Annotated in this window: 20 protein-coding genes; 10 read left to right on the top strand and 10 right to left on the bottom strand. The window is 30.7% G+C overall.

Going from position 1 to position 17,482, the window contains the following annotated elements; genetic code table 11:
• Positions 1 to 200 precede the first annotated feature (200 nt).
• Positions 201 to 461: a 30S ribosomal protein S20 gene (gene rpsT, locus ACIJYF_RS07645; protein ID WP_435116638.1), complete on the bottom strand. Its 261-nt coding sequence runs from the start codon at positions 459 to 461 to the stop codon at positions 201 to 203.
• Between the two features lie 50 nt (positions 462 to 511).
• Complete coding sequence (gene mutM / locus ACIJYF_RS07640) at positions 512 to 1,375, bottom strand: bifunctional DNA-formamidopyrimidine glycosylase/DNA-(apurinic or apyrimidinic site) lyase (RefSeq protein ID WP_435116636.1); 864 nt, start codon at positions 1,373 to 1,375, stop codon at positions 512 to 514.
• Positions 1,376 to 1,406: 31 nt separating this feature from the next.
• On the opposite strand from mutM, the gene ubiE reads away from it, so the two are divergent.
• The 6 genes from ubiE to ACIJYF_RS07610 are packed head-to-tail and all read left to right on the top strand — an operon-like array spanning position 1,407 to position 6,519.
• A complete protein-coding gene (gene ubiE / locus ACIJYF_RS07635; protein ID WP_435116634.1) occupies positions 1,407 to 2,111 on the top strand; it encodes a bifunctional demethylmenaquinone methyltransferase/2-methoxy-6-polyprenyl-1,4-benzoquinol methylase UbiE in 705 nt (234 codons plus the stop codon).
• Entirely contained in the window at positions 2,111 to 3,679 is a 1,569-nt protein-coding gene (gene ubiB / locus ACIJYF_RS07630) for a 2-polyprenylphenol 6-hydroxylase (protein WP_435116632.1), read from the top strand. Before ubiE ends, ubiB begins: the two co-directional genes overlap by 1 nt.
• A gap of 8 nt (positions 3,680 to 3,687) precedes the next feature.
• Entirely contained in the window at positions 3,688 to 4,887 is a 1,200-nt protein-coding gene (gene coaBC, locus ACIJYF_RS07625) for a bifunctional phosphopantothenoylcysteine decarboxylase/phosphopantothenate--cysteine ligase CoaBC (protein WP_435116630.1), read from the top strand.
• Positions 4,887 to 5,324, top strand: a complete 438-nt coding sequence (dut, locus tag ACIJYF_RS07620) for a dUTP diphosphatase (protein WP_435116628.1) — start codon at positions 4,887 to 4,889, stop codon at positions 5,322 to 5,324. The genes coaBC and dut overlap by 1 nt, the downstream gene beginning before the upstream one ends.
• Positions 5,321 to 6,076 (top strand): HesA/MoeB/ThiF family protein, encoded by a 756-nt coding sequence (locus ACIJYF_RS07615; protein WP_435116626.1) that lies wholly within the window; start codon positions 5,321 to 5,323, stop codon positions 6,074 to 6,076. The genes dut and ACIJYF_RS07615 overlap by 4 nt, the downstream gene beginning before the upstream one ends.
• Positions 6,076 to 6,519, top strand: a complete 444-nt coding sequence (locus ACIJYF_RS07610) for an SH3 domain-containing protein (protein WP_435116624.1) — start codon at positions 6,076 to 6,078, stop codon at positions 6,517 to 6,519. The genes ACIJYF_RS07615 and ACIJYF_RS07610 overlap by 1 nt, the downstream gene beginning before the upstream one ends.
• Here ACIJYF_RS07610 and ACIJYF_RS07605 read toward each other — a convergent pair.
• From ACIJYF_RS07605 to ACIJYF_RS07590, 4 genes are all read right to left on the bottom strand, one after another.
• Positions 6,512 to 7,105, bottom strand: a complete 594-nt coding sequence (locus ACIJYF_RS07605; RefSeq protein WP_435116622.1) for a DUF3501 family protein — start codon at positions 7,103 to 7,105, stop codon at positions 6,512 to 6,514. The genes ACIJYF_RS07610 and ACIJYF_RS07605 overlap by 8 nt on opposite strands.
• A 2-nt stretch (positions 7,106 to 7,107) precedes the next feature.
• Positions 7,108 to 8,439 (bottom strand): (Fe-S)-binding protein, encoded by a 1,332-nt coding sequence (locus ACIJYF_RS07600; protein WP_435116620.1) that lies wholly within the window; start codon positions 8,437 to 8,439, stop codon positions 7,108 to 7,110.
• A gap of 62 nt (positions 8,440 to 8,501) precedes the next feature.
• Positions 8,502 to 8,918 (bottom strand): rubrerythrin family protein, encoded by a 417-nt coding sequence (locus ACIJYF_RS07595; RefSeq protein WP_023649160.1) that lies wholly within the window; start codon positions 8,916 to 8,918, stop codon positions 8,502 to 8,504.
• A gap of 106 nt (positions 8,919 to 9,024) precedes the next feature.
• Positions 9,025 to 9,453: a Fur family transcriptional regulator gene (locus ACIJYF_RS07590; protein WP_435116618.1), complete on the bottom strand. Its 429-nt coding sequence runs from the start codon at positions 9,451 to 9,453 to the stop codon at positions 9,025 to 9,027.
• Between the two features lie 93 nt (positions 9,454 to 9,546).
• Here ACIJYF_RS07590 and fabA point away from each other — a divergent pair, with 93 nt between their 5' ends.
• The 4 genes from fabA to ACIJYF_RS07570 are packed head-to-tail and all read left to right on the top strand — an operon-like array spanning position 9,547 to position 12,434.
• Complete coding sequence (fabA, locus tag ACIJYF_RS07585) at positions 9,547 to 10,047, top strand: bifunctional 3-hydroxydecanoyl-ACP dehydratase/trans-2-decenoyl-ACP isomerase (protein ID WP_435116616.1); 501 nt, start codon at positions 9,547 to 9,549, stop codon at positions 10,045 to 10,047.
• Positions 10,047 to 11,258: a beta-ketoacyl-ACP synthase I gene (gene fabB, locus ACIJYF_RS07580; protein ID WP_435116614.1), complete on the top strand. Its 1,212-nt coding sequence runs from the start codon at positions 10,047 to 10,049 to the stop codon at positions 11,256 to 11,258. Before fabA ends, fabB begins: the two co-directional genes overlap by 1 nt.
• Positions 11,259 to 11,260: 2 nt before the next feature.
• Positions 11,261 to 12,046 carry an enoyl-ACP reductase FabI gene (locus tag ACIJYF_RS07575; RefSeq protein ID WP_435116612.1) on the top strand — a complete coding sequence of 262 codons (786 nt, stop codon included), beginning with the start codon at positions 11,261 to 11,263 and terminating at the stop codon, positions 12,044 to 12,046.
• Between the two features lie 22 nt (positions 12,047 to 12,068).
• Positions 12,069 to 12,434, top strand: a complete 366-nt coding sequence (locus ACIJYF_RS07570) for a DUF2306 domain-containing protein (protein WP_435116610.1) — start codon at positions 12,069 to 12,071, stop codon at positions 12,432 to 12,434.
• A 69-nt stretch (positions 12,435 to 12,503) separates the two neighbouring features.
• On the opposite strand, the gene pnp is transcribed toward ACIJYF_RS07570, so the two are convergent.
• Genes pnp through infB form a run of 4 tightly spaced genes read right to left on the bottom strand, consistent with a single transcriptional unit; the run spans position 12,504 to position 17,477 of the window.
• On the bottom strand, positions 12,504 to 14,576 hold the full coding sequence (gene pnp / locus ACIJYF_RS07565) for a polyribonucleotide nucleotidyltransferase (RefSeq protein ID WP_435116608.1): 2,073 nt from the start codon (positions 14,574 to 14,576) through the stop codon (positions 12,504 to 12,506).
• 52 nt (positions 14,577 to 14,628) lie between these two features.
• Entirely contained in the window at positions 14,629 to 14,877 is a 249-nt protein-coding gene (rpsO, locus tag ACIJYF_RS07560) for a 30S ribosomal protein S15 (protein WP_023649167.1), read from the bottom strand.
• A gap of 12 nt (positions 14,878 to 14,889) precedes the next feature.
• Positions 14,890 to 15,258 carry a 30S ribosome-binding factor RbfA gene (gene rbfA, locus ACIJYF_RS07555; RefSeq protein WP_435116606.1) on the bottom strand — a complete coding sequence of 123 codons (369 nt, stop codon included), beginning with the start codon at positions 15,256 to 15,258 and terminating at the stop codon, positions 14,890 to 14,892.
• Complete coding sequence (gene infB, locus ACIJYF_RS07550) at positions 15,258 to 17,477, bottom strand: translation initiation factor IF-2 (RefSeq protein ID WP_435116604.1); 2,220 nt, start codon at positions 17,475 to 17,477, stop codon at positions 15,258 to 15,260. Before infB ends, rbfA begins: the two co-directional genes overlap by 1 nt.
• Positions 17,478 to 17,482 lie beyond the last annotated feature (5 nt).

Raw genomic sequence — 17,482 nt, 5'->3', positions numbered from 1 at the left:
TTAGATTTTATATAAATTTAATTTTAATTTTTTTTACAAAATTTTATTTTGAATCAAACACAGATTGAATCGTTTATAGATTGAATCAAAAAAATAATTTTTATTTACCAAATCTAGATATAGTAAAATAAAAATAAAATTTTAATATATGATGTGAGTACTCTAGGTTGTTTATTAATAATCGCTTAAGGCGTTTTAATTTAGATTGCAGAAATTTTTTTTGTTATTCTAGACACATTTCTTGAGGCATTTTGCTTCTTAATGATCCCAGTTTTTGCAATCTTCATCAATTCTGAATTCAATTTTGGCAAGAATTTTAAAGCTTCATCTTTCTTCTTATCATCAATTAAAAGGTTCATTTTTTTAAGAGCGTTTCTAAATCTGCTTTTTCTTGCTTTATTAACTACAGTTTGTTTAGAAATTCTTCTAATTCTCTTAATCGCTGATTTTGTGTTTGCCATATCCGCAGGGGTATAGCTTGAGAATTTATGGTGGTCAATAAAATAATTGGCTATTTTTGACAGGAATCACAAAAAAAAGTTGATCTATTAGAGATTATTTTTTTTCTTATGAAATCAGAACATCCTCTATTTTTACACCGCGATCCTTCCTGCTGATAAACTTTGAATTCATTCTGAAATCCACCCTTAGATCCAGATGTATCTTTAAAATCTCTAATACTTGACCCACCCTTGCTGATCGCTTTTAACAAAATTTTTCTACTATTGATTATTATCTTTTGACATTCTTTTTTACTTAATAATTTTACTTTTTTAAATGGATTGATTTTGCTCAAGAATAAAATTTCACTGGCATAAATATTTCCAATTCCAGAAACAAATTTTTGATCAAGTAAAAAATTTTTTATATCCTTATTTTTATCTTTAAAAAAATCACATACATAGTTTAAATTAAAATTCTTATCAAAAGGCTCAGGTCCTAAATGGCTAAATCTTTTAACTAGATCTGTATTATTTTTTATAAGTTGAAAAAAACCAAATCTTCTTGGGTCATTGTAAATAATCTTAAAATTTTCAAAAATTAATTCTACATGATTATGTTTTTTTGGTAAAAAAGGAGAATTATAAAAACTAGTATTTGTAAATTTATTAGCAGATTTATTTTTGACTATATGAATTGTGCCTGACATCCCAAGATGAATTAAACAGTAATTATCTTTTGGTAAATAAATAATTAAATATTTTGAAAATCTACCTACTTTAATTATTTTTTTATTTAAAAAAAAGGTATTAAAATTTGATGGAATTTTTAGTCTTAAATTTTTATTTCTTATTATTACTTTTTTTACCTTTTTTTGTTGAGTCTTTTTGTTAAGAGATTGTCTTACAATTTCTACTTCTGGTAATTCTGGCATTTCACACTATATTGAATATATATTTTTTTTTATGCAACAATATCTTCAAAATAAAAGGGGCCTTGTAGAAGGTGTATTTAATCAAGTCTACAGCAAATATGATCTGATGAATGATTTTATGTCGCTCGGAGTTCACAGATTTTGGAAAAAAAGTCTTATAAATTTGATGAACCCATCTTTGGATAAAAACTTAATTGATGTAGCTTGTGGAACAGGTGACATCGGTAAGCTGTATTTAGACAGTACTAATAAAAATAGCAAAATCACATGTGTGGATCCCAACAAGGGAATGATAAGCCAAGGTAAACAAAAGCTCTCTAGTTACAAAAATATTAATTGGGTTATTTGTCCTGCAGAAAAACTACCTTTTGAAGATAACAAATTTGATTTTTATACTATTAGTTTTGGACTAAGAAATACAAAAAATTTGAATAAAGCTCTTTCCGAAGCGTACAGAGTTTTAAAGCCAGGTGGAAGATACTTATGCTTGGAATTTTCTAAAATACAAAACTCAAATCTTGATTTTATATATAAAAATTATTCAAAATTAATTCCAATTATTGGTCAATTTGTTGTTGGCGAAAAAGAACCGTATGAATATTTAATTAAAAGCATAGAGCAATTTATTAACCAGGAAGAGTTAATTCAATTGATGAAAGATAATAAATTTCAAAATTGCTCTTACAGAAACTTTTCTGGAGGGATTGTTTCAATTCATAGTGGATGGAAATATTAATGATCAAAAAACTTATAACCTTATTTAAATTAGGGAGAAAAGTTGCAAAGTCAGACATTTTAAGTATTGCTTCAAAATTTAAAAAACCACCCATTGCAATCACAATATTATTTCAATTACTCTCAATTTCGTTTTCTAAAAATAATCTGCAAAAACTAAATACAAATGAAGGAGAAAGATTGTCTAGTTCTTTAGAGTCTATGGGTACGACATTTATAAAGCTTGGACAATTTTTAGCAACTAGACCTGATATTATTGGGGAAGAACTATCAGCTAAACTCGAAAATTTACAAGATCGTCTTCCACCCTTTTCTATTAAACAAGCACAAGAAATAATCAAAAAAGACCTTGGTGAAGAAACATATAATTCAATAATAGATTTAAGTGAACCTGTTGCAGCGGCCTCCATAGCTCAAGTTCACAAGGCTAAAATTAATGATAATGGAACTATTAAGGATGTAGCAATAAAAATTCTAAGACCAGATATCAAAAAAATATTTAATGAGGAAATTGATGCAATGATGTTGTTTGCTTTCTTTATTGAGTCATTTGTAAAAAAAACAAAAAGATTAAAACTTGTAGAAGTTGTATTTTTATTAAAAGAAATAACAAATCTTGAAATGGATTTAAGATTTGAAGCAGCAGCAGCTAATGAATATGCGGAAAATACTAAAAATGATGCTGGTTTTAAAGTTCCTCAAATTTATTGGAATTTTACTAGTGAAAATGTAATGACCCTTGATTGGATTGATGGGGTATCCATAAGAGAGACCGAAGAATTAAAGAATAGAAATTTAGATACAAATAAAATTGCTGAAGATATTATTCAACATTTTTTAAGACATGCTGTAAGGGATGGTTTTTTTCATGCAGATATGCATCAAGGAAATATCTTTATTGATAATAGTGGTCAAATAGCTCCTATCGATTTTGGTATAATGGGTAGATTGGATAAAGTTAGTAAGAGATTTTTAGCTGAAATTTTATATGGCTTTATTCAGAGAGATTATAGAAAAGTTGCAGAAGTACATTTGGTAGCTGGATTGGTTCCAAATAATGTTCCAATTGATGATTTAGCTCAAGCTTTAAGATCGATAGGAGAGCCTATATTTGGACAAGCAGTCAAAGATATATCTGGTGGTAAGTTACTAAAACAATTGTTTGATGTAACTGAAAAATTTAATATGCAAACTCAGCCTCAATTATTAATGTTGCAAAAAACTATGGTGGTAGTTGAAGGCGTTGCAAGAAAATTAAATCCTAACACAAATATATGGACAACATCTAAACCAGTGCTTGAGAATTGGTTAAGGGAAACAAAAGATCCAATAAATACTATAACGGATACTTTAAACAACACATCAGAAGTTTTAAAAAAATTACCAGAATTACCCGAGATTATGGATAAAGCTAATCAAGCATTAACATTTTTAGCTAGTGGACAAATTCCACAAAACTCAAATTCTTATACAGCCTTAAATAATAAAAAATCTGAAATGACGGCTTTTAGAAATCAATCTATTATTAGTTTATTAGTTCTTGTAATTATAGGGTTATTGGTATTTTAATTCGGCAAATGAAAAATCTGATAGACAAAAAAATTCTTTATATAATTTGTGGCGGAATATCTGCTTATAAAAGTCTTGAAACAATTAGGCTTTTTAAAAAAAATGGTGCACAAATAAAAACTATTTTAACCAATAGTGCTAAAGAATTTATAACTCCTCTTTCAGTTGCATCTCTTTCACAAGACAAAGTTTACAGCGATCTATTTAGTGTTGAAAACGAGTCAGAAATGGATCATATCGCTTTATCAAGATGGGCAGATGTTATTTTAATTGCTCCAGCTACAGCAAACACTATTTCAAAATTAGCTCAGGGAACTACTGATGACTTGGCTTCAACTGTAGTACTGGCATCAAATAAAGAAATTTATTTAGCACCTGCAATGAATGTTAGAATGTGGGAGCATCAATCTACAAAACAAAATTTAAAAAAACTGGTAAATTATGGTTATAAACTTATTGGCCCAGAAATTGGGGAAATGGCTTGTGGCGAATATGGTGAAGGAAAAATGTCTGAGCCTAATAAAATTTCTAATGAAATAAATAATTATTTCTTAAATCTTAAAAACAGTAAAAAATTAAAAGCATTAGTTACAGCTGGTCCAACAAATGAATATATTGATCCTGTAAGATTTATTACAAATAAATCTAGTGGTAAACAAGGGTATGAAATTGCTAAATCTTTATCTAAAAAAGGTTTTGAAACCACTCTTATTTCTGGTCCAACTAATTTAACAATTGATGCCGATATAAAACTTATCGAGGTTGAAACAGCAGATGAAATGTTGTTAGAAACTCAAAAAAACTTGCCCACAAATGTAGCAGTATTTTCTGCGGCTGTAGCTGATTTCAAAATTAATAAAAAATACGAATATAAAATAAAGAAACAAGATTCGCTTAATTTAAATCTAGAAAAAAATGTAGATATATTGAGTTATGTTTCAAACCATAATTCTATGAGACCAGATCTTGTTATAGGGTTTGCAGCAGAAACAGATAATGTTGAAAATAATGCTGAAAAAAAATTAAGTAATAAAAATTGTGATTGGATCATTGCAAATGATGTATCCAATAAAAAAATTGGCTTTAGTTCTGATTTCAATGAAGTAACTGTTTACTACAGTGACAAAAAAAAAGAGAAACTTTCTTACAAAAAAAAAACTGAAATATCTGATGAAATAGTTGATAGAATAATAAATCAATTAAATTAATGACAAAAGTTCTTATAAAAAAATTAAACTCATCTGTTGAGTTACCTGAATATAAAACTAGCGGATCATCAGGTATGGATTTAATGGCTTTTTTAAATGAAGCAATAACACTAAAACCAAAAAATTCTTGTTTAGTTCCAACAGGTATTTCTGTTGCGTTTCCTAGTGAATTTGAAATTCAAATCAGACCAAGATCTGGTTTAGCTGCTAAAAAAAATATTAGTGTATTGAACACGCCAGGAACAGTAGACAGCGATTATAGAGGTGAGATTAAAGTTATTCTTTACAATCATGGTGATACTGATTTTTTAATAAATAATAAAGATAGAATTGCTCAAATGATTTTAACTCCTGTTATTAAGATAGATTTAGAAGAAACAGATACTTTACCTGAAACAGTTAGAGGAGAAGGTGGATTTGGCTCAACCGGAAAATGAGTTCAAAATTAAATAAAAATCAACTCGAAAAGTTTTCAAGACAAATTATTTTAAAAGATATTGGTATTTTGGGTCAAAAAAAAATTTTAAACTCAAGAGTACTAATAATTGGTATGGGGGGATTAGGTTGCCCTGTTGCAGAATTTTTAACCAGATCAGGGGTTGGATCTCTAGGAATTGTTGATCACGATATAGTTGGTCTTTCTAATATCCATCGACAAACTTTGTATGATGAGAAAGATTTAGGGAAATTAAAAGTTAAAGCTGCCAAAAAAAAATTAGTTGGTATTAATTCTAAAACTAAAATTAGTATTCATAATTTCAAATTAGATAAAAAAAAATTTATAAAGATTATCAAAAAATATGATTATATTATTGATGGTTCAGATAATTTTGAAACAAAATTTTTAATTAACGATATAAGTTTCAAATATAAAAAATTTTTAGTAACAGGGGCAATAAGTAAGTTTGATGGCCATATATTTACTTTTGATTTTAGTAATAAAAAAGATCCTTGTTTAAGGTGTTTTTATCAAGAAGAAACTATCTCTGATGACATTCTAAATTGTGAATATGAGGGAATACTTGGCACTATTGCTGGCATTATTGGCACCATGCAGGCTAATGAAATCTTAAAAAAAATTTTAAATATTGGAAAAAATTTAAATGGATATATTTTAATTTTTGATTTGTTAAATTTAAATTTTAGAAAAGTAAAATTTGATAAAAGAAAAAAATGTATATGTAATTAATGTATAAAATTATTTACACACTAATTTGCCTGACAATTTTTATATCTTCTTCCATAGCTGAAGAAACTTTTGTTTCCTTAAAAAAAAACAAAGTAAATGTTCGTTATGGCCCAAGTTTTGAATCAGATATTAAATTTGTTTATAAAAAGATTAACTTGCCCTTGAAACAAATTGATAAAAAAGAAAATTTTAGAAGAATAATTGATTTAAAAAACAATAGTGGCTGGATACACATTTCACAATTAAAGAGAAATAATTCAGTTATCGCACTTCAAAATAAAGTTTTGTTTAAAAAACCATCTTTATTTGCAAAACCTATAGCCCAAATTGAAAAGGGAAGACTATTAATTGTCGATAAGTGTCAGGAGAAATGGTGTAAAATTAAATCTGAAGATTATGAGGGATGGATTAAAACTAATGATATTTGGGGTTTAATTAACTAAAATCAGCTGCTAAAGAGCTTAAATTTGCTAAACTCAGCTTTGTAGTATGTGAATATTCTTTGTGATCAATTCCAATCTCAACTTCCACACCATCTGATTTGAATTTTTCAATTTGTTCATCATTCAACTTAAAATGGATAAATTGGACAGAAGAAGCCTTACCTTCTGCAGAAGTTCTATCAACATCTTCTTCGGGAATAGCTTTTATTGATTGACCATCAATTTTAATAAAAACTTTTTCTTCAATTCCTCCAGCTTTGCTTAGAAACGCAGCTCTTGAAACTGGGTTGTCAATTTCAAACATTAACGTGGCTGTAAGTTCTTTTCCATTCGGTATTAGAGGATTGTAAGCTACAAGTTCATCTTTCAATTGTTCATCACCACCTTTTTCAATGTAAAGCATCTCTTGAACTTGAGCCAACATTGTTTCATAACTTTCAAAATAAAAAGTAGCATATGGGCCAAGTGCAATCCTTCTATCTTTTTTAAAGTTTACAATATTTTTTCTAAGCTCTTTTCTGTTTTTTGTATAAACATCTATAGGTATGATATCTTCTTTTAGAATTTCTCTTTTTTCTCTTGGCATAATCATAATCTATAACTTTTTGCCATTAATTCGATAGGATGTAACGCCTCATCATTAGAAATATTTGTATCCACTTCCAATTGCTTTAGATGTTTACCAGCTAATGGGCAATCTGAGGCCATGTACTTATTATTTTTATTCTTAATTTGTCTGGCTGTAGGTCTTCCAACTTTATTTGCTAAATCATGAGTGTCTTTCATCACACCAAACGTACCTCCGTGACCTGCACATCTTTCAACAACATCTAGCTTAACGTTTGGAATAAGTTTTAACATATCTCTTGATTTGATACCCATGTTTTGAGCTCTTGCATGACATGCATTGTGAACTGTAACTCCACCGTCTATTTCTTGTAATCCCTCAGCCAATCCTTCATTGTTTGCTATATCAACAACATACTCATCAATATCCATTACATTTGAAGATAATCTTTTAATATTCTCATCCTTAGGTAGCAGCAGAGGCCATTCAAATTTTAACATCAAACCACAACTGGCTGTTAAAGTGATTACTTTATAACCTTTATTAACCCACTCTAATAAATCTTTAGATACTTTCTTTGCTTGTTCCACCACTTTAGGCAGATCTGCTTGTTCTAAAAAAGGCATACCACAACATCCTGGATAAGCCTCTTGAACCTCAACTCCATTCTTTTTTAAAACTTTTAGAGCAGCAACTCCTGTATTTTTTTTATTAAAATTCACGAAGCAGGTAGTATAAATTACAACCTTTCTATCTTTATTTGGAGTTTCAAAATTTATTTGATTTTTATTTTTTTTAAAAAAATTTGAAAATGTTTCTGAATTATATTTTGGTAGTTGAACTCTTTTATCAATTCCTGCAACAATTTCTAAAATGATTCTAAAAAATTTGTTTTTAATGCTGGAAGCCCAATTAACTAATCTTGAAAACATTACGCCAATTTTTGCGTTTCTATCTATTTGGGCTAGTTGTGTTGGTACACGTGGTAATTTTCCTAATTTTTTTTGAGCTGTTCTGTATCTCAACATTAAGTGAGGGAAATCTAGATCAAAATCATGAGGTGGTACATACGGACATTTAGTCATAAAACACATGTCACACAAGGTACATGCATCCACAACTGGTTCAAACTGTTCACTTTTTAAACTCTCAACATCTTCATTTTCTGACTCATCAATCATGTCAAATAACTTTGGAAACGAGTCACATAAGTTAAAACATCTTCTACAACCATGGCAAATATCAAATGCTCTTCTCATTTCAGCATCTAATTTTCCAGGATTTAAAAAATCAGGATGTTCAAAATCTATTGGATGTCGAATAGGGGCATCTAAGCTTCCTTCTTTGCTCATAATTTTAGTTGAATTTTTTTTAGCTATTTAGTGGGCAAGTTAATGCCCACTAAAAAAATTTGTTAGCTAATAGATTCTAAAGTTTTTTGGAATTTACCAGCGTGAGATTTTTCAGCTTTTGCTAAAGTTTCAAACCAATCAGCAATTTCTTCAAATCCTTCTTCTCTAGCCGTCTTTGCCATACCAGGGTACATGTCTGTATATTCATGTGTTTCACCTTGTACTGCTGATGCTAGATTAGCTTTTGTTTCACCAATTGGTAAACCTGTAGCCGGATCACCTACTTCTTCTAAGTATTCTAGGTGACCATGTGCGTGACCTGTTTCACCTTCTGCCGTTGATCTAAATACTGATGCAACATCATTGTAACCTTCGATGTCTGCTTTTTGAGCAAAATAAAGATATCTTCTATTTGCTTGGCTTTCACCCGCAAATGCTGCTTCTAGGTTTTCTTTTGTCTTTGTTCCTTTTAATGACATTTTTTTCTCCTTAATTTAATGATGGTGAACATATAATGCTTCTAAACTGAAAGTCAATAGTTTAGAATAATTATAATGTATAATTTAAATTATTGATTTTATTAGATTAATTTTGATTTTGATTATCACTCGCAACTTTAATCAAAACTTCAACTGATTTTACTTTTTTCCCAGTAACATTATTTTTGATATTAATAGAATCAATATCGTTTTGATGACAATCAATTAATTCATGAGTGTCTTCATCATAAAAATGATGGTGGGCTGATGTATTTGTATCAAAATAGCTTTTATCGCTATTTATTGCTATCTCTTTTAAATAACCTTTTTTTTCAAAATGATGGACTGTATTATAAACTGTAGCTAAAGATATTTTTTCATTTAAATCATCTGAAATTTTTTTAGCTAGATCATTAATTGTAAAATGAAATGTTTTTTCTCTATTAAAGAGAACCTCGCAGATTTTAACTCGTTGTTTAGTTGGTCTTAATCCAGCCTCTCTTAATTTATCAATAAAATTGCAGTTTTTTGTCATATTTGTTTATAATTGTTCTAAACTGAGAAAAAATTATACTGTTTTATTATATTATATTACCATTAAATCAAGTATTAAGGGAGCTCAAATTTTATGAAAAAAAACTCTTATAGCTATGATGATCTTATAACATGTGGAAATGGTGAGCTTTTTGGTCCAGGAAACGCCAAATTACCCCTTCCTCCAATGCTGATGTTTGATAGAATAACTGAGATAAACGATGATAATGGTACTTTTAATAAGGGTTCTTTAAAAGCTGAATTAGATATTAAAGATAAACTGTGGTTTTTTGAATGTCACTTTAAAGGAGATCCAGTGATGCCAGGATGCCTAGGTCTTGATGCGATGTGGCAGTTAGTTGGGTTTTATTTGGGATGGCTTGGAAACCCAGGCAGAGGACGAGCTCTTGGAGTTGGCACAGTAAAGTTTACTGGTGAAGTTATTAAGAGTGTCAAAAATGTAAGGTATGAAATTGATATGAAAAAAATTATGTCACCTGGAGGAACAACGGTTGGTTTAGCTAATGGGTTAGTTTTTGCAGATGATAAAAAAATATATTCAGCAGAAAGTTTAAAAGTGGGGTTATTTAAATAATGAGAAGAGTTGTTGTTACAGGCTTAGGAATTGTATCTTGTTTGGGGAACAATCAAGAAGAAGTTCATCAGTCACTATTAAATTCTAAATCAGGAATTTCATTTAGTGAAGAATATAAAGAACATAATTTAAGAAGTAACATCCATGGTAAACCAAACATTAATCTTGCAGACCATGTTGATAGAAAAACTATTAGATTTATGGGTTCAGGGTCAGCCTATAATTACATAGCAATGAATGAAGCAATTAAAGACTCAGGGCTTGAAGAAAAAGATGTAAGTAATTTTAAAACTGGAATTGTAATGGGTTCAGGTGGGCCTTCGATTGAAAATGTAGTTTTATCAGTAGATAAAACAAGAGCTAAAACACCAAAACTTATGGGACCTTTTATTGTTCCAAGAACAATGGCAAGTACAGCATCAGCTACACTTGCTGTACCTTTTAAAATTAAAGGTGTGAATTACACAATGAGCTCTGCTTGTGCAACTAGTGGCCACTGCATCGGTCATGCAAGCGAATTAATTCAAATGGGTAAACAAGATATTGTTTTTGCAGGTGGAAGTGAAGAGCTTCACTGGGCAATGACAGCTATGTTTGATGCAATGACAGCCTTGTCTTCAAAATATAATGACACGCCAGAAAAAGCTTCGCGTGCATATGACAAAACTAGAGATGGTTTTGTAATTGCTGGGGGTGGTGGAGTGCTAGTACTTGAAGAATATGAACATGCTAAAGCTAGAGGTGCTCAAATATACGCGGAATTAACAGGTTATGGAGCAACATCAGATGGATACGATATGGTAGCCCCATCTGGCGAAGGAGCTGTGAGATGTATGAAAATGGCTCTTGCAACAGCTAAAAATAAAATTGATTATATAAATACTCATGGAACTTCTACTCCAGTAGGAGATATTACAGAGCTAAGAGGTGTTGGAGAAACTTTTGGAACTGATGTTCCAAAGATAAGTTCAACTAAATCACTATCTGGTCATCCACTAGGTGCTGCATCAGTTCATGAAGCAATTTATTGTTTAATCATGATGAAAAATAGTTTTATTGCTGGTTCTGCAAACATTGTAGATATGGATGATGAAGCTAAAAAATTTCCAATTGTAACCAAAACTGAAACAGGTGTAACTTTAAATACAGTTATGTCTAATAGTTTTGGTTTTGGTGGAACTAACGCTGCTTTAATTTTTGAAAAGGTTTAATTATGAGTTTAATGAAAGGTAAAAAAGGATTGATCATGGGAGTTGCCAATGAGAGATCTATTGCATGGGGTATTTCACAAAAACTTGCTGAAGCAGGTGCTGAACTTGCATTTACTTATTTAGGTGATGCTTTAAAAAAAAGAGTAATTCCTTTAGCAGAAAAATTAAATTCAAATGTTACATTTAGTTGTGATGTTGAAAATAAAGATGAAGTCGTAAAATTATTTGAAAATATTAAATCTCAGTGGGGACAAATCGATTTTGTAGTTCATGCAGTAGCATTTTCAGATAAATCAGAATTATCAGGTGAATATTTAAATACTACTAGAGAAAACTTTTTAAGAAGTATGCTTATTTCATGTTTTTCATTTACAGAAGTTGCAAAAGAAGCATCTAAAGTAATGAAAGAAGGTGGTAGTATGTTAACTTTAACCTACGAATTTACTAAAGCTATCCCAAATTATAACGTAATGGGTGTTTGTAAATCAGCTCTTGAAGCTAGTGTTAAGTACTTAGCTAGAGATTTAGGTGCTAAAGGCATGAGAGTAAATGCCATTAGTGCAGGTCCTATTAAAACGTTGGCTGCTTCTGCTATAGGAGATGCAAAATTCTTATATAAATGGAATGAAGATCATTCTTTCCTCAAAAGAAACGTAGATATCCATGATGTTGGTAATTCAGCATTATATCTTCTAAGCGACCTTGCAAACGGTGTTACTGGTGAAATTCACTACGTAGATGCTGGATATAACAAGGTTGGGATGCCAGACCCTAAGAATATTTCTTAAAAAAAGTTAAATTTAGTTAAATATGATTGTTATTGTCTCACATTTATTAATTGCAGTTATTGCAATTGGTTTTGGAATAAAAAATTTAATCTCACAAAAAGGAACTCAAACACATAAAATTGTAGGTTGGATTTGGGTATTATTAATGTTTTACGTGGCACTGTCATCTTTTTGGATTAAGGAAATAAATGAAGGATATTATAGCGTGATACATTTACTTAGTATTTATGTTTTAGTTACCATAACTCTTGGAATTTATTTCTTAAGGAAAGGTAATGTTAAACTTCACAAAAGTTTTATGGTTGGAAACTTATTAGGTTTAATTGTTGCTGGAATTTTCACTCTACTTCCAGGCAGATATATATCTCAGGTAATAGGATTATTTTAGTAAAACTAAATCAGTAAAAAAAACCCCTCAAATTTTTATTTAAGGGGTTTAGAATTTTTATTTAAGCTATTATTCAGAAACTTGTTTCATAGAAAGTTTAACTTTACCTCTATCAAAACCAATTACTTTAACTTTTACTTCGTCACCTTCTTTGACAACATCGGTAACTTTAGCAACTCTTTTATCTGCTAGTTCTGAAATATGAACAAGCCCATCTTGTTTTCCTAAGAAATTTACAAATGCACCAAATTCCATAATCTTCATAACTTTACCTGAATAAATTTTATTCAGTTCAGCTTTTGCAGTGATGTCTTTAATAAACTGCATAGCAATGTTTCTAGACTCTTCATCAGGAGCAGCAACTGTTACAACTCCTTCGTCATTCACATCAACTTTTGCACCTGATTTTTCAACAATCTCTCTGATCGTTGCACCACCTTTTCCAATCACAGCAGCGATATCTTTTTTATCAACAGTAATCTGTTCCATTTTTGGAGTGTGTTGTCCAACATCAGCTCTTGATTCACTTAAAGCTTTATTCATTTCACCCAAGATATGAACTCTTCCATCTTTAGCCTGCTTTAAAGCCTGCTCCATGATTTCAAAAGTAATACCAGTAATTTTGATATCCATTTGAAGTGAAGTAATTCCATCTTTAGTTCCAGCAACTTTAAAATCCATGTCTCCTAAGTGATCTTCATCACCAAGAATATCTGACAGGACACTAAAATCATCGCCTTCTTTAATTAAACCCATTGCAATACCTGCAACTGGTTCTTTAATCGGTACACCAGCATCCATTAACGCAAGAGAAGCCCCACAAACAGTAGCCATTGAAGATGAACCATTAGATTCTGTAATCTCTGATACTATTCTAAAAGTGTATGGAAATGCCTCTTTTGAAGGAAGTGACGAGTTAATTGCTCTCCATGCTAACTTTCCGTGACCAACTTCACGTCTCCCAGTTCCAATTCTTCCAGTTTCACCAACTGAAAAAGGAGGAAAATTGTAATGAAGCATAAATCTTTCTCTAGACTGTCCATCTAGACTTTCTATTCTTTGTTCATCATCAGAAGTACCTAAAGTAGTGACTACAATCGCCTGTGTTTCTCCTCTAGTAAATAATGCTGAACCATGAGTTCTCGGTAAAACACCAACTTCACACTCAATAGCTCTTACATCCGCTAAACCTCTACCATCAATTCTTTTTTTGTTTTTAAGAATATCAGTTCTAACAATTTTCTTTTCAAGATTTTTTAATTCATCATTAACATTAAAATCAGAATAATTTTCATTATCAGCAAAAAGTTGCTTAGCTTTTTCAGATATTTCTGAAATTTGATTTGATCTATCTTGCTTATCTATTGTTCCAAAAGCTTTAGTTAGACCTTCGGTGAATTCACTCTCAAGTTTTTGCTTAACTTCAGATAAATCTTTCTTTTCAACAGTCCACTCAGGTTTTCTACATTCTTTTGCAAGTTCCTCAATCATTTCGATAACAGGAACAAATCCCTCATGACCAAATTTAACTGCATCTAACATTACTTCTTCTGTTAAACCTGATGTTTCAGATTCAACCATAAGTACAGCATCTTTAGTACCTGCTACAACTAAATCTAAAGAAGAGTTTTCTAATTCAGTTTTTGATGGGTTAAGAATGAACTTACCATCAATATAACCTACTCTAGACGCTCCTACAGGGCCCATAAATGGCATTCCTGAGATAGCTAACGCTGCAGATGATGCAGTGATTGCTAAGATGTCTGGTTGATTTTCTTTATCATATGAAATTACTGTTGGTAATAACTGAACCTCATTTTTAAATTCACCAGGAAACAAAGGTCTGATAGGTCTATCTATTAATCTTGATATTAATTGTTCACTTTCAGTTGGTCTTGCTTCTCTCTTAAAAAATCCACCTGGAATTTTTCCACCGGCATAATATTTTTCTTGGTAGTTTACTGATAATGGAAAATAATCCATATCTGGATTTACTTTCTTTGCTCCTACCACTGTTGCTAGAATAACTGTTTCACCACATGAAGCGATGATTGCTCCGTCTGCCTGTCTTGCTACTTTACCTGTTTCTAAACTTATTTTCTTTCCTGCTACTTCTATTTCTTTCTTGTGTACTTTAAACATTTCATTTCCATTTCGTTTCGTTCGTTTCGTTCCATTCTATCTATCTTGATTTTTATTTTCTTAATCCCAATTTCGACAGTACATTTTTGTAAGAATCCATTTTTGTATTTTTTAGGTATTCTAACAATTTCTTTCTTCTATTTACCGCTCTCAATAATCCAACAGATGAATGTTTATCTTTTTTGAATTGTTTAATATGTGTAGAGAGAGTTTCAATTTTCTCTGTTAACAAAGCAATCTGAACCTCTGAAGATCCAGTATCTTTTTCGTGCATTGCTAATTCTTGTGCCTTTTTATTCATGCCTCTTTTTTCCTATTTATTTGTTTGTTTTATTAAGTTTTCTATTTTTTCCGCATATTCAAAAGATTCATCTTTTCTAAAGAGTAATTTTGGTAAAAATTTCATAACCACTTTTTGTGATAATATTTTTCTGATTAAAAATGAGTATTTTTTTAACACAGCAATAACTTCATCAGCATTTTTTCCCCCAAGTGGGAGCACATATGCTTTAGCTATTTTCAAATCTTGACTCATTCTCACCTCTGTAACTGTTATAGTATTAGTTTCTAAATTTGGGACCTTAGCCTCATTTTTTATAAAAATCATGCTTAAAGACTGCTTAATCATTTCTCCAACTCTTAGCTGTCTTTGTGATATCGGTTTCCCAATTCTATCAGTCATTAAATCATTCTATCAGTTGATGTTACACTATACGCTTCTATTGTGTCGTTTTTTTGGAAATCCATATAATCTTTCACTGTAATTCCACATTCTTGGCCGTTGCTAACCTGTTTAACCTGATTTTTTTCTCTGAAAAGAGTTCCAACTTTACCAGTATAAATGATTGCTCCATCTCTTATTATTCTTACATCCGAAGCAGTGGTAATTTCTCCTTCCATCACTTTTGATCCTGCTACTTTTCCAGCACCTGAAACTTTAAATATTTCTAAAATTTGAGCTGTACCTGTAACAGTTTCCTGAATATCAGGAGATAATAATCCTGACATCTTTTGCTTAATATAATCTAAAACTTCATAGATAATATTATAAGATGAAATTTTTATTTTTTCATTCTCAGCTAATTTTTTTGCTTCCTTACTTGGTTTAACATTAAATGCTATTAAGACTGCATTTGAAGCTTTTGCCAATGTAACGTCTGTTTCAGTTACCATTCCAATATCTGCTAAAATTATTTTTGGTTTAACTTCGTCATGTTTAATCTGGTTAATTGAATTTTTGATTGCTTCAGAAGATCCATGAACATCTGATTTAATTATTAAATTTAATTCCTCTGCTGAACTATCTGAAAAAGCTGAGTCTTGGGTAGCAAATGTTAGTGGATTTTTAGTATCTTTACTTTCTTGCGCTCTATTTTCACTTAAAGTTTTTGCCTCTTTTTCATTATCAACAACAATAAAATCATCACCAGATTTAGCTGCACCGTTAATCCCTAAAATCTCGACTGGTGCTGATGGAGGTGCTTCATTAATATTTGTTCCTTTATCATCAATTATTGCTCTAACTTTTCCCCATTTCAAACCACTTACGAAAAAGTCTCCTTTTTTTAAAGTTCCAGTAGTTACAATGATTGTTGCAACAGGTCCTCTTCCAACATCAATTTTAGATTCTAATACAATTCCTGTAGCCTTTGATTCAAAATCAGTTTTTAAATCCAATATTTCAGCTTGTAAAACGATTGCTTCAACTAATTTGTCTAAATTCTTTTTAGTAGTTGCTGAGATTTCAACCATTAAAGTGTCTCCAGATAAATCTTCTGCTATTAGTTCATGTTCTAATAACTGGTTTTTTATTTTTTGTGGATCTGCATCTGGTAAATCACATTTGTTAATTGCTACAACAATTGGAACATTTGCAGCTTTGGCATGTTTAATAGACTCTACTGTTTGTGGTTTAACACCATCATCAGCTGCAACAACTAGAACAACCACATCAGTTAATTTTGATCCTCTTGCTCTCATTTCAGTAAAGGCTGCGTGACCCGGTGTATCAATAAAAGTTAGTTTATTAGATTGGCTTTCTATTTGATAAGCTCCAATGTGTTGGGTTATTCCGCCAAATTCTCCTGACACAACATTCGCACTTCTTAAAACATCTAAGACTGAGGTCTTACCATGATCAACGTGACCCATAACAGTTATAATTGGTGGTCTGTTTTTTAAATTTTCTACTCTTGTAGCTTTAATCTTTTGAATTATTTCTTCAGCTTTTTCTTCTCTTACTGGGTTGTGTCCAAATTCTTTTACTAAGTACTCAGCAGTATCAGCTGCTAATGTTTGGTTGATAGTTACAGTAACGCCCATTCCAAATAAAAATTTAATAACATTACTCGATTGTTCAGCCATTCTGTTAGCAAGTTCTCTAACTGTAATTGCTTCTGGAATATTCACATCTCGTTTAACAGGTTTTAAATTTTCTTGAGCTTCTTCTTTAGTTAAATTTTTATTTTCTTTTTGCCTTGCTCTTTTTACGGAAGCTTCGCTTCTCGCTCTTGCTTCAATTTCATCACTTAAAGCTCGTGAGACTGTTAATTTTAATTCTCTTTTTTTGGTTCCTGCTTTTAAAGTTTTTTTATCTTTATTATCATTGTCCCCTTTAAGTCTTTTTGTAGCTCTTTGCTCTGCCAACTTTCTTCTCTCAAAATCATTTGTTACTGGGGGTGATTTAGGTGCAAATGATGGTTTTACAGGAGCACCTCTGTTAAATGTTGAGGTAGTTTTTGGCTTAAAGCCTCCTGGTCTCGACGATCCACCTCTACTTGGAAATTTACTTGGTTGTTTTTCTATTACTACAGAATTTTTTCCTTGAATTTTTGCAAGCTCAATATTTTTTAACGATTTTTTGGCTGTGCCAGATATTGTTAATTTTGTTTTCTTTTCCATAGCTC

Source organism: Candidatus Pelagibacter bacterium nBUS_49, assembly GCF_051200925.1.
Classification (GTDB): domain Bacteria; phylum Pseudomonadota; class Alphaproteobacteria; order Pelagibacterales; family Pelagibacteraceae; genus Pelagibacter.
Note: the sequence above shows the minus strand (reverse complement) of the source record. Positions and strands in the feature narration are given on the sequence as shown.

Bases quoted from the DNA above. Each gene is read 5' to 3' on its own strand.
- ACIJYF_RS07615 (WP_435116626.1), top strand. From the start codon at position 5,321: ATGAGTTCAAAATTAAATAAAAATCAACTCGAAAAGTTTTCAAGACAA.
- ubiE (WP_435116634.1), top strand. From the start codon at position 1,407: ATGCAACAATATCTTCAAAATAAAAGGGGCCTTGTAGAAGGTGTATTT.
- rbfA (WP_435116606.1), bottom strand. From the start codon at position 15,258: ATGACTGATAGAATTGGGAAACCGATATCACAAAGACAGCTAAGAGTT.
- fabA (WP_435116616.1), top strand. From the start codon at position 9,547: ATGAAAAAAAACTCTTATAGCTATGATGATCTTATAACATGTGGAAAT.
- mutM (WP_435116636.1), bottom strand. From the start codon at position 1,375: ATGCCAGAATTACCAGAAGTAGAAATTGTAAGACAATCTCTTAACAAA.
- pnp (WP_435116608.1), bottom strand. From the start codon at position 14,576: ATGTTTAAAGTACACAAGAAAGAAATAGAAGTAGCAGGAAAGAAAATA.
- ACIJYF_RS07595 (WP_023649160.1), bottom strand. From the start codon at position 8,918: ATGTCATTAAAAGGAACAAAGACAAAAGAAAACCTAGAAGCAGCATTT.
- ubiB (WP_435116632.1), top strand. From the start codon at position 2,111: ATGATCAAAAAACTTATAACCTTATTTAAATTAGGGAGAAAAGTTGCA.
- rpsO (WP_023649167.1), bottom strand. From the start codon at position 14,877: ATGAATAAAAAGGCACAAGAATTAGCAATGCACGAAAAAGATACTGGA.
- rpsT (WP_435116638.1), bottom strand. From the start codon at position 461: ATGGCAAACACAAAATCAGCGATTAAGAGAATTAGAAGAATTTCTAAA.
- dut (WP_435116628.1), top strand. From the start codon at position 4,887: ATGACAAAAGTTCTTATAAAAAAATTAAACTCATCTGTTGAGTTACCT.
- ACIJYF_RS07600 (WP_435116620.1), bottom strand. From the start codon at position 8,439: ATGAGCAAAGAAGGAAGCTTAGATGCCCCTATTCGACATCCAATAGAT.
- ACIJYF_RS07575 (WP_435116612.1), top strand. From the start codon at position 11,261: ATGAGTTTAATGAAAGGTAAAAAAGGATTGATCATGGGAGTTGCCAAT.
- ACIJYF_RS07605 (WP_435116622.1), bottom strand. From the start codon at position 7,105: ATGCCAAGAGAAAAAAGAGAAATTCTAAAAGAAGATATCATACCTATA.
- infB (WP_435116604.1), bottom strand. From the start codon at position 17,477: ATGGAAAAGAAAACAAAATTAACAATATCTGGCACAGCCAAAAAATCG.
- ACIJYF_RS07610 (WP_435116624.1), top strand. From the start codon at position 6,076: ATGTATAAAATTATTTACACACTAATTTGCCTGACAATTTTTATATCT.
- fabB (WP_435116614.1), top strand. From the start codon at position 10,047: ATGAGAAGAGTTGTTGTTACAGGCTTAGGAATTGTATCTTGTTTGGGG.
- ACIJYF_RS07570 (WP_435116610.1), top strand. From the start codon at position 12,069: ATGATTGTTATTGTCTCACATTTATTAATTGCAGTTATTGCAATTGGT.
- ACIJYF_RS07590 (WP_435116618.1), bottom strand. From the start codon at position 9,453: ATGACAAAAAACTGCAATTTTATTGATAAATTAAGAGAGGCTGGATTA.
- coaBC (WP_435116630.1), top strand. From the start codon at position 3,688: ATGAAAAATCTGATAGACAAAAAAATTCTTTATATAATTTGTGGCGGA.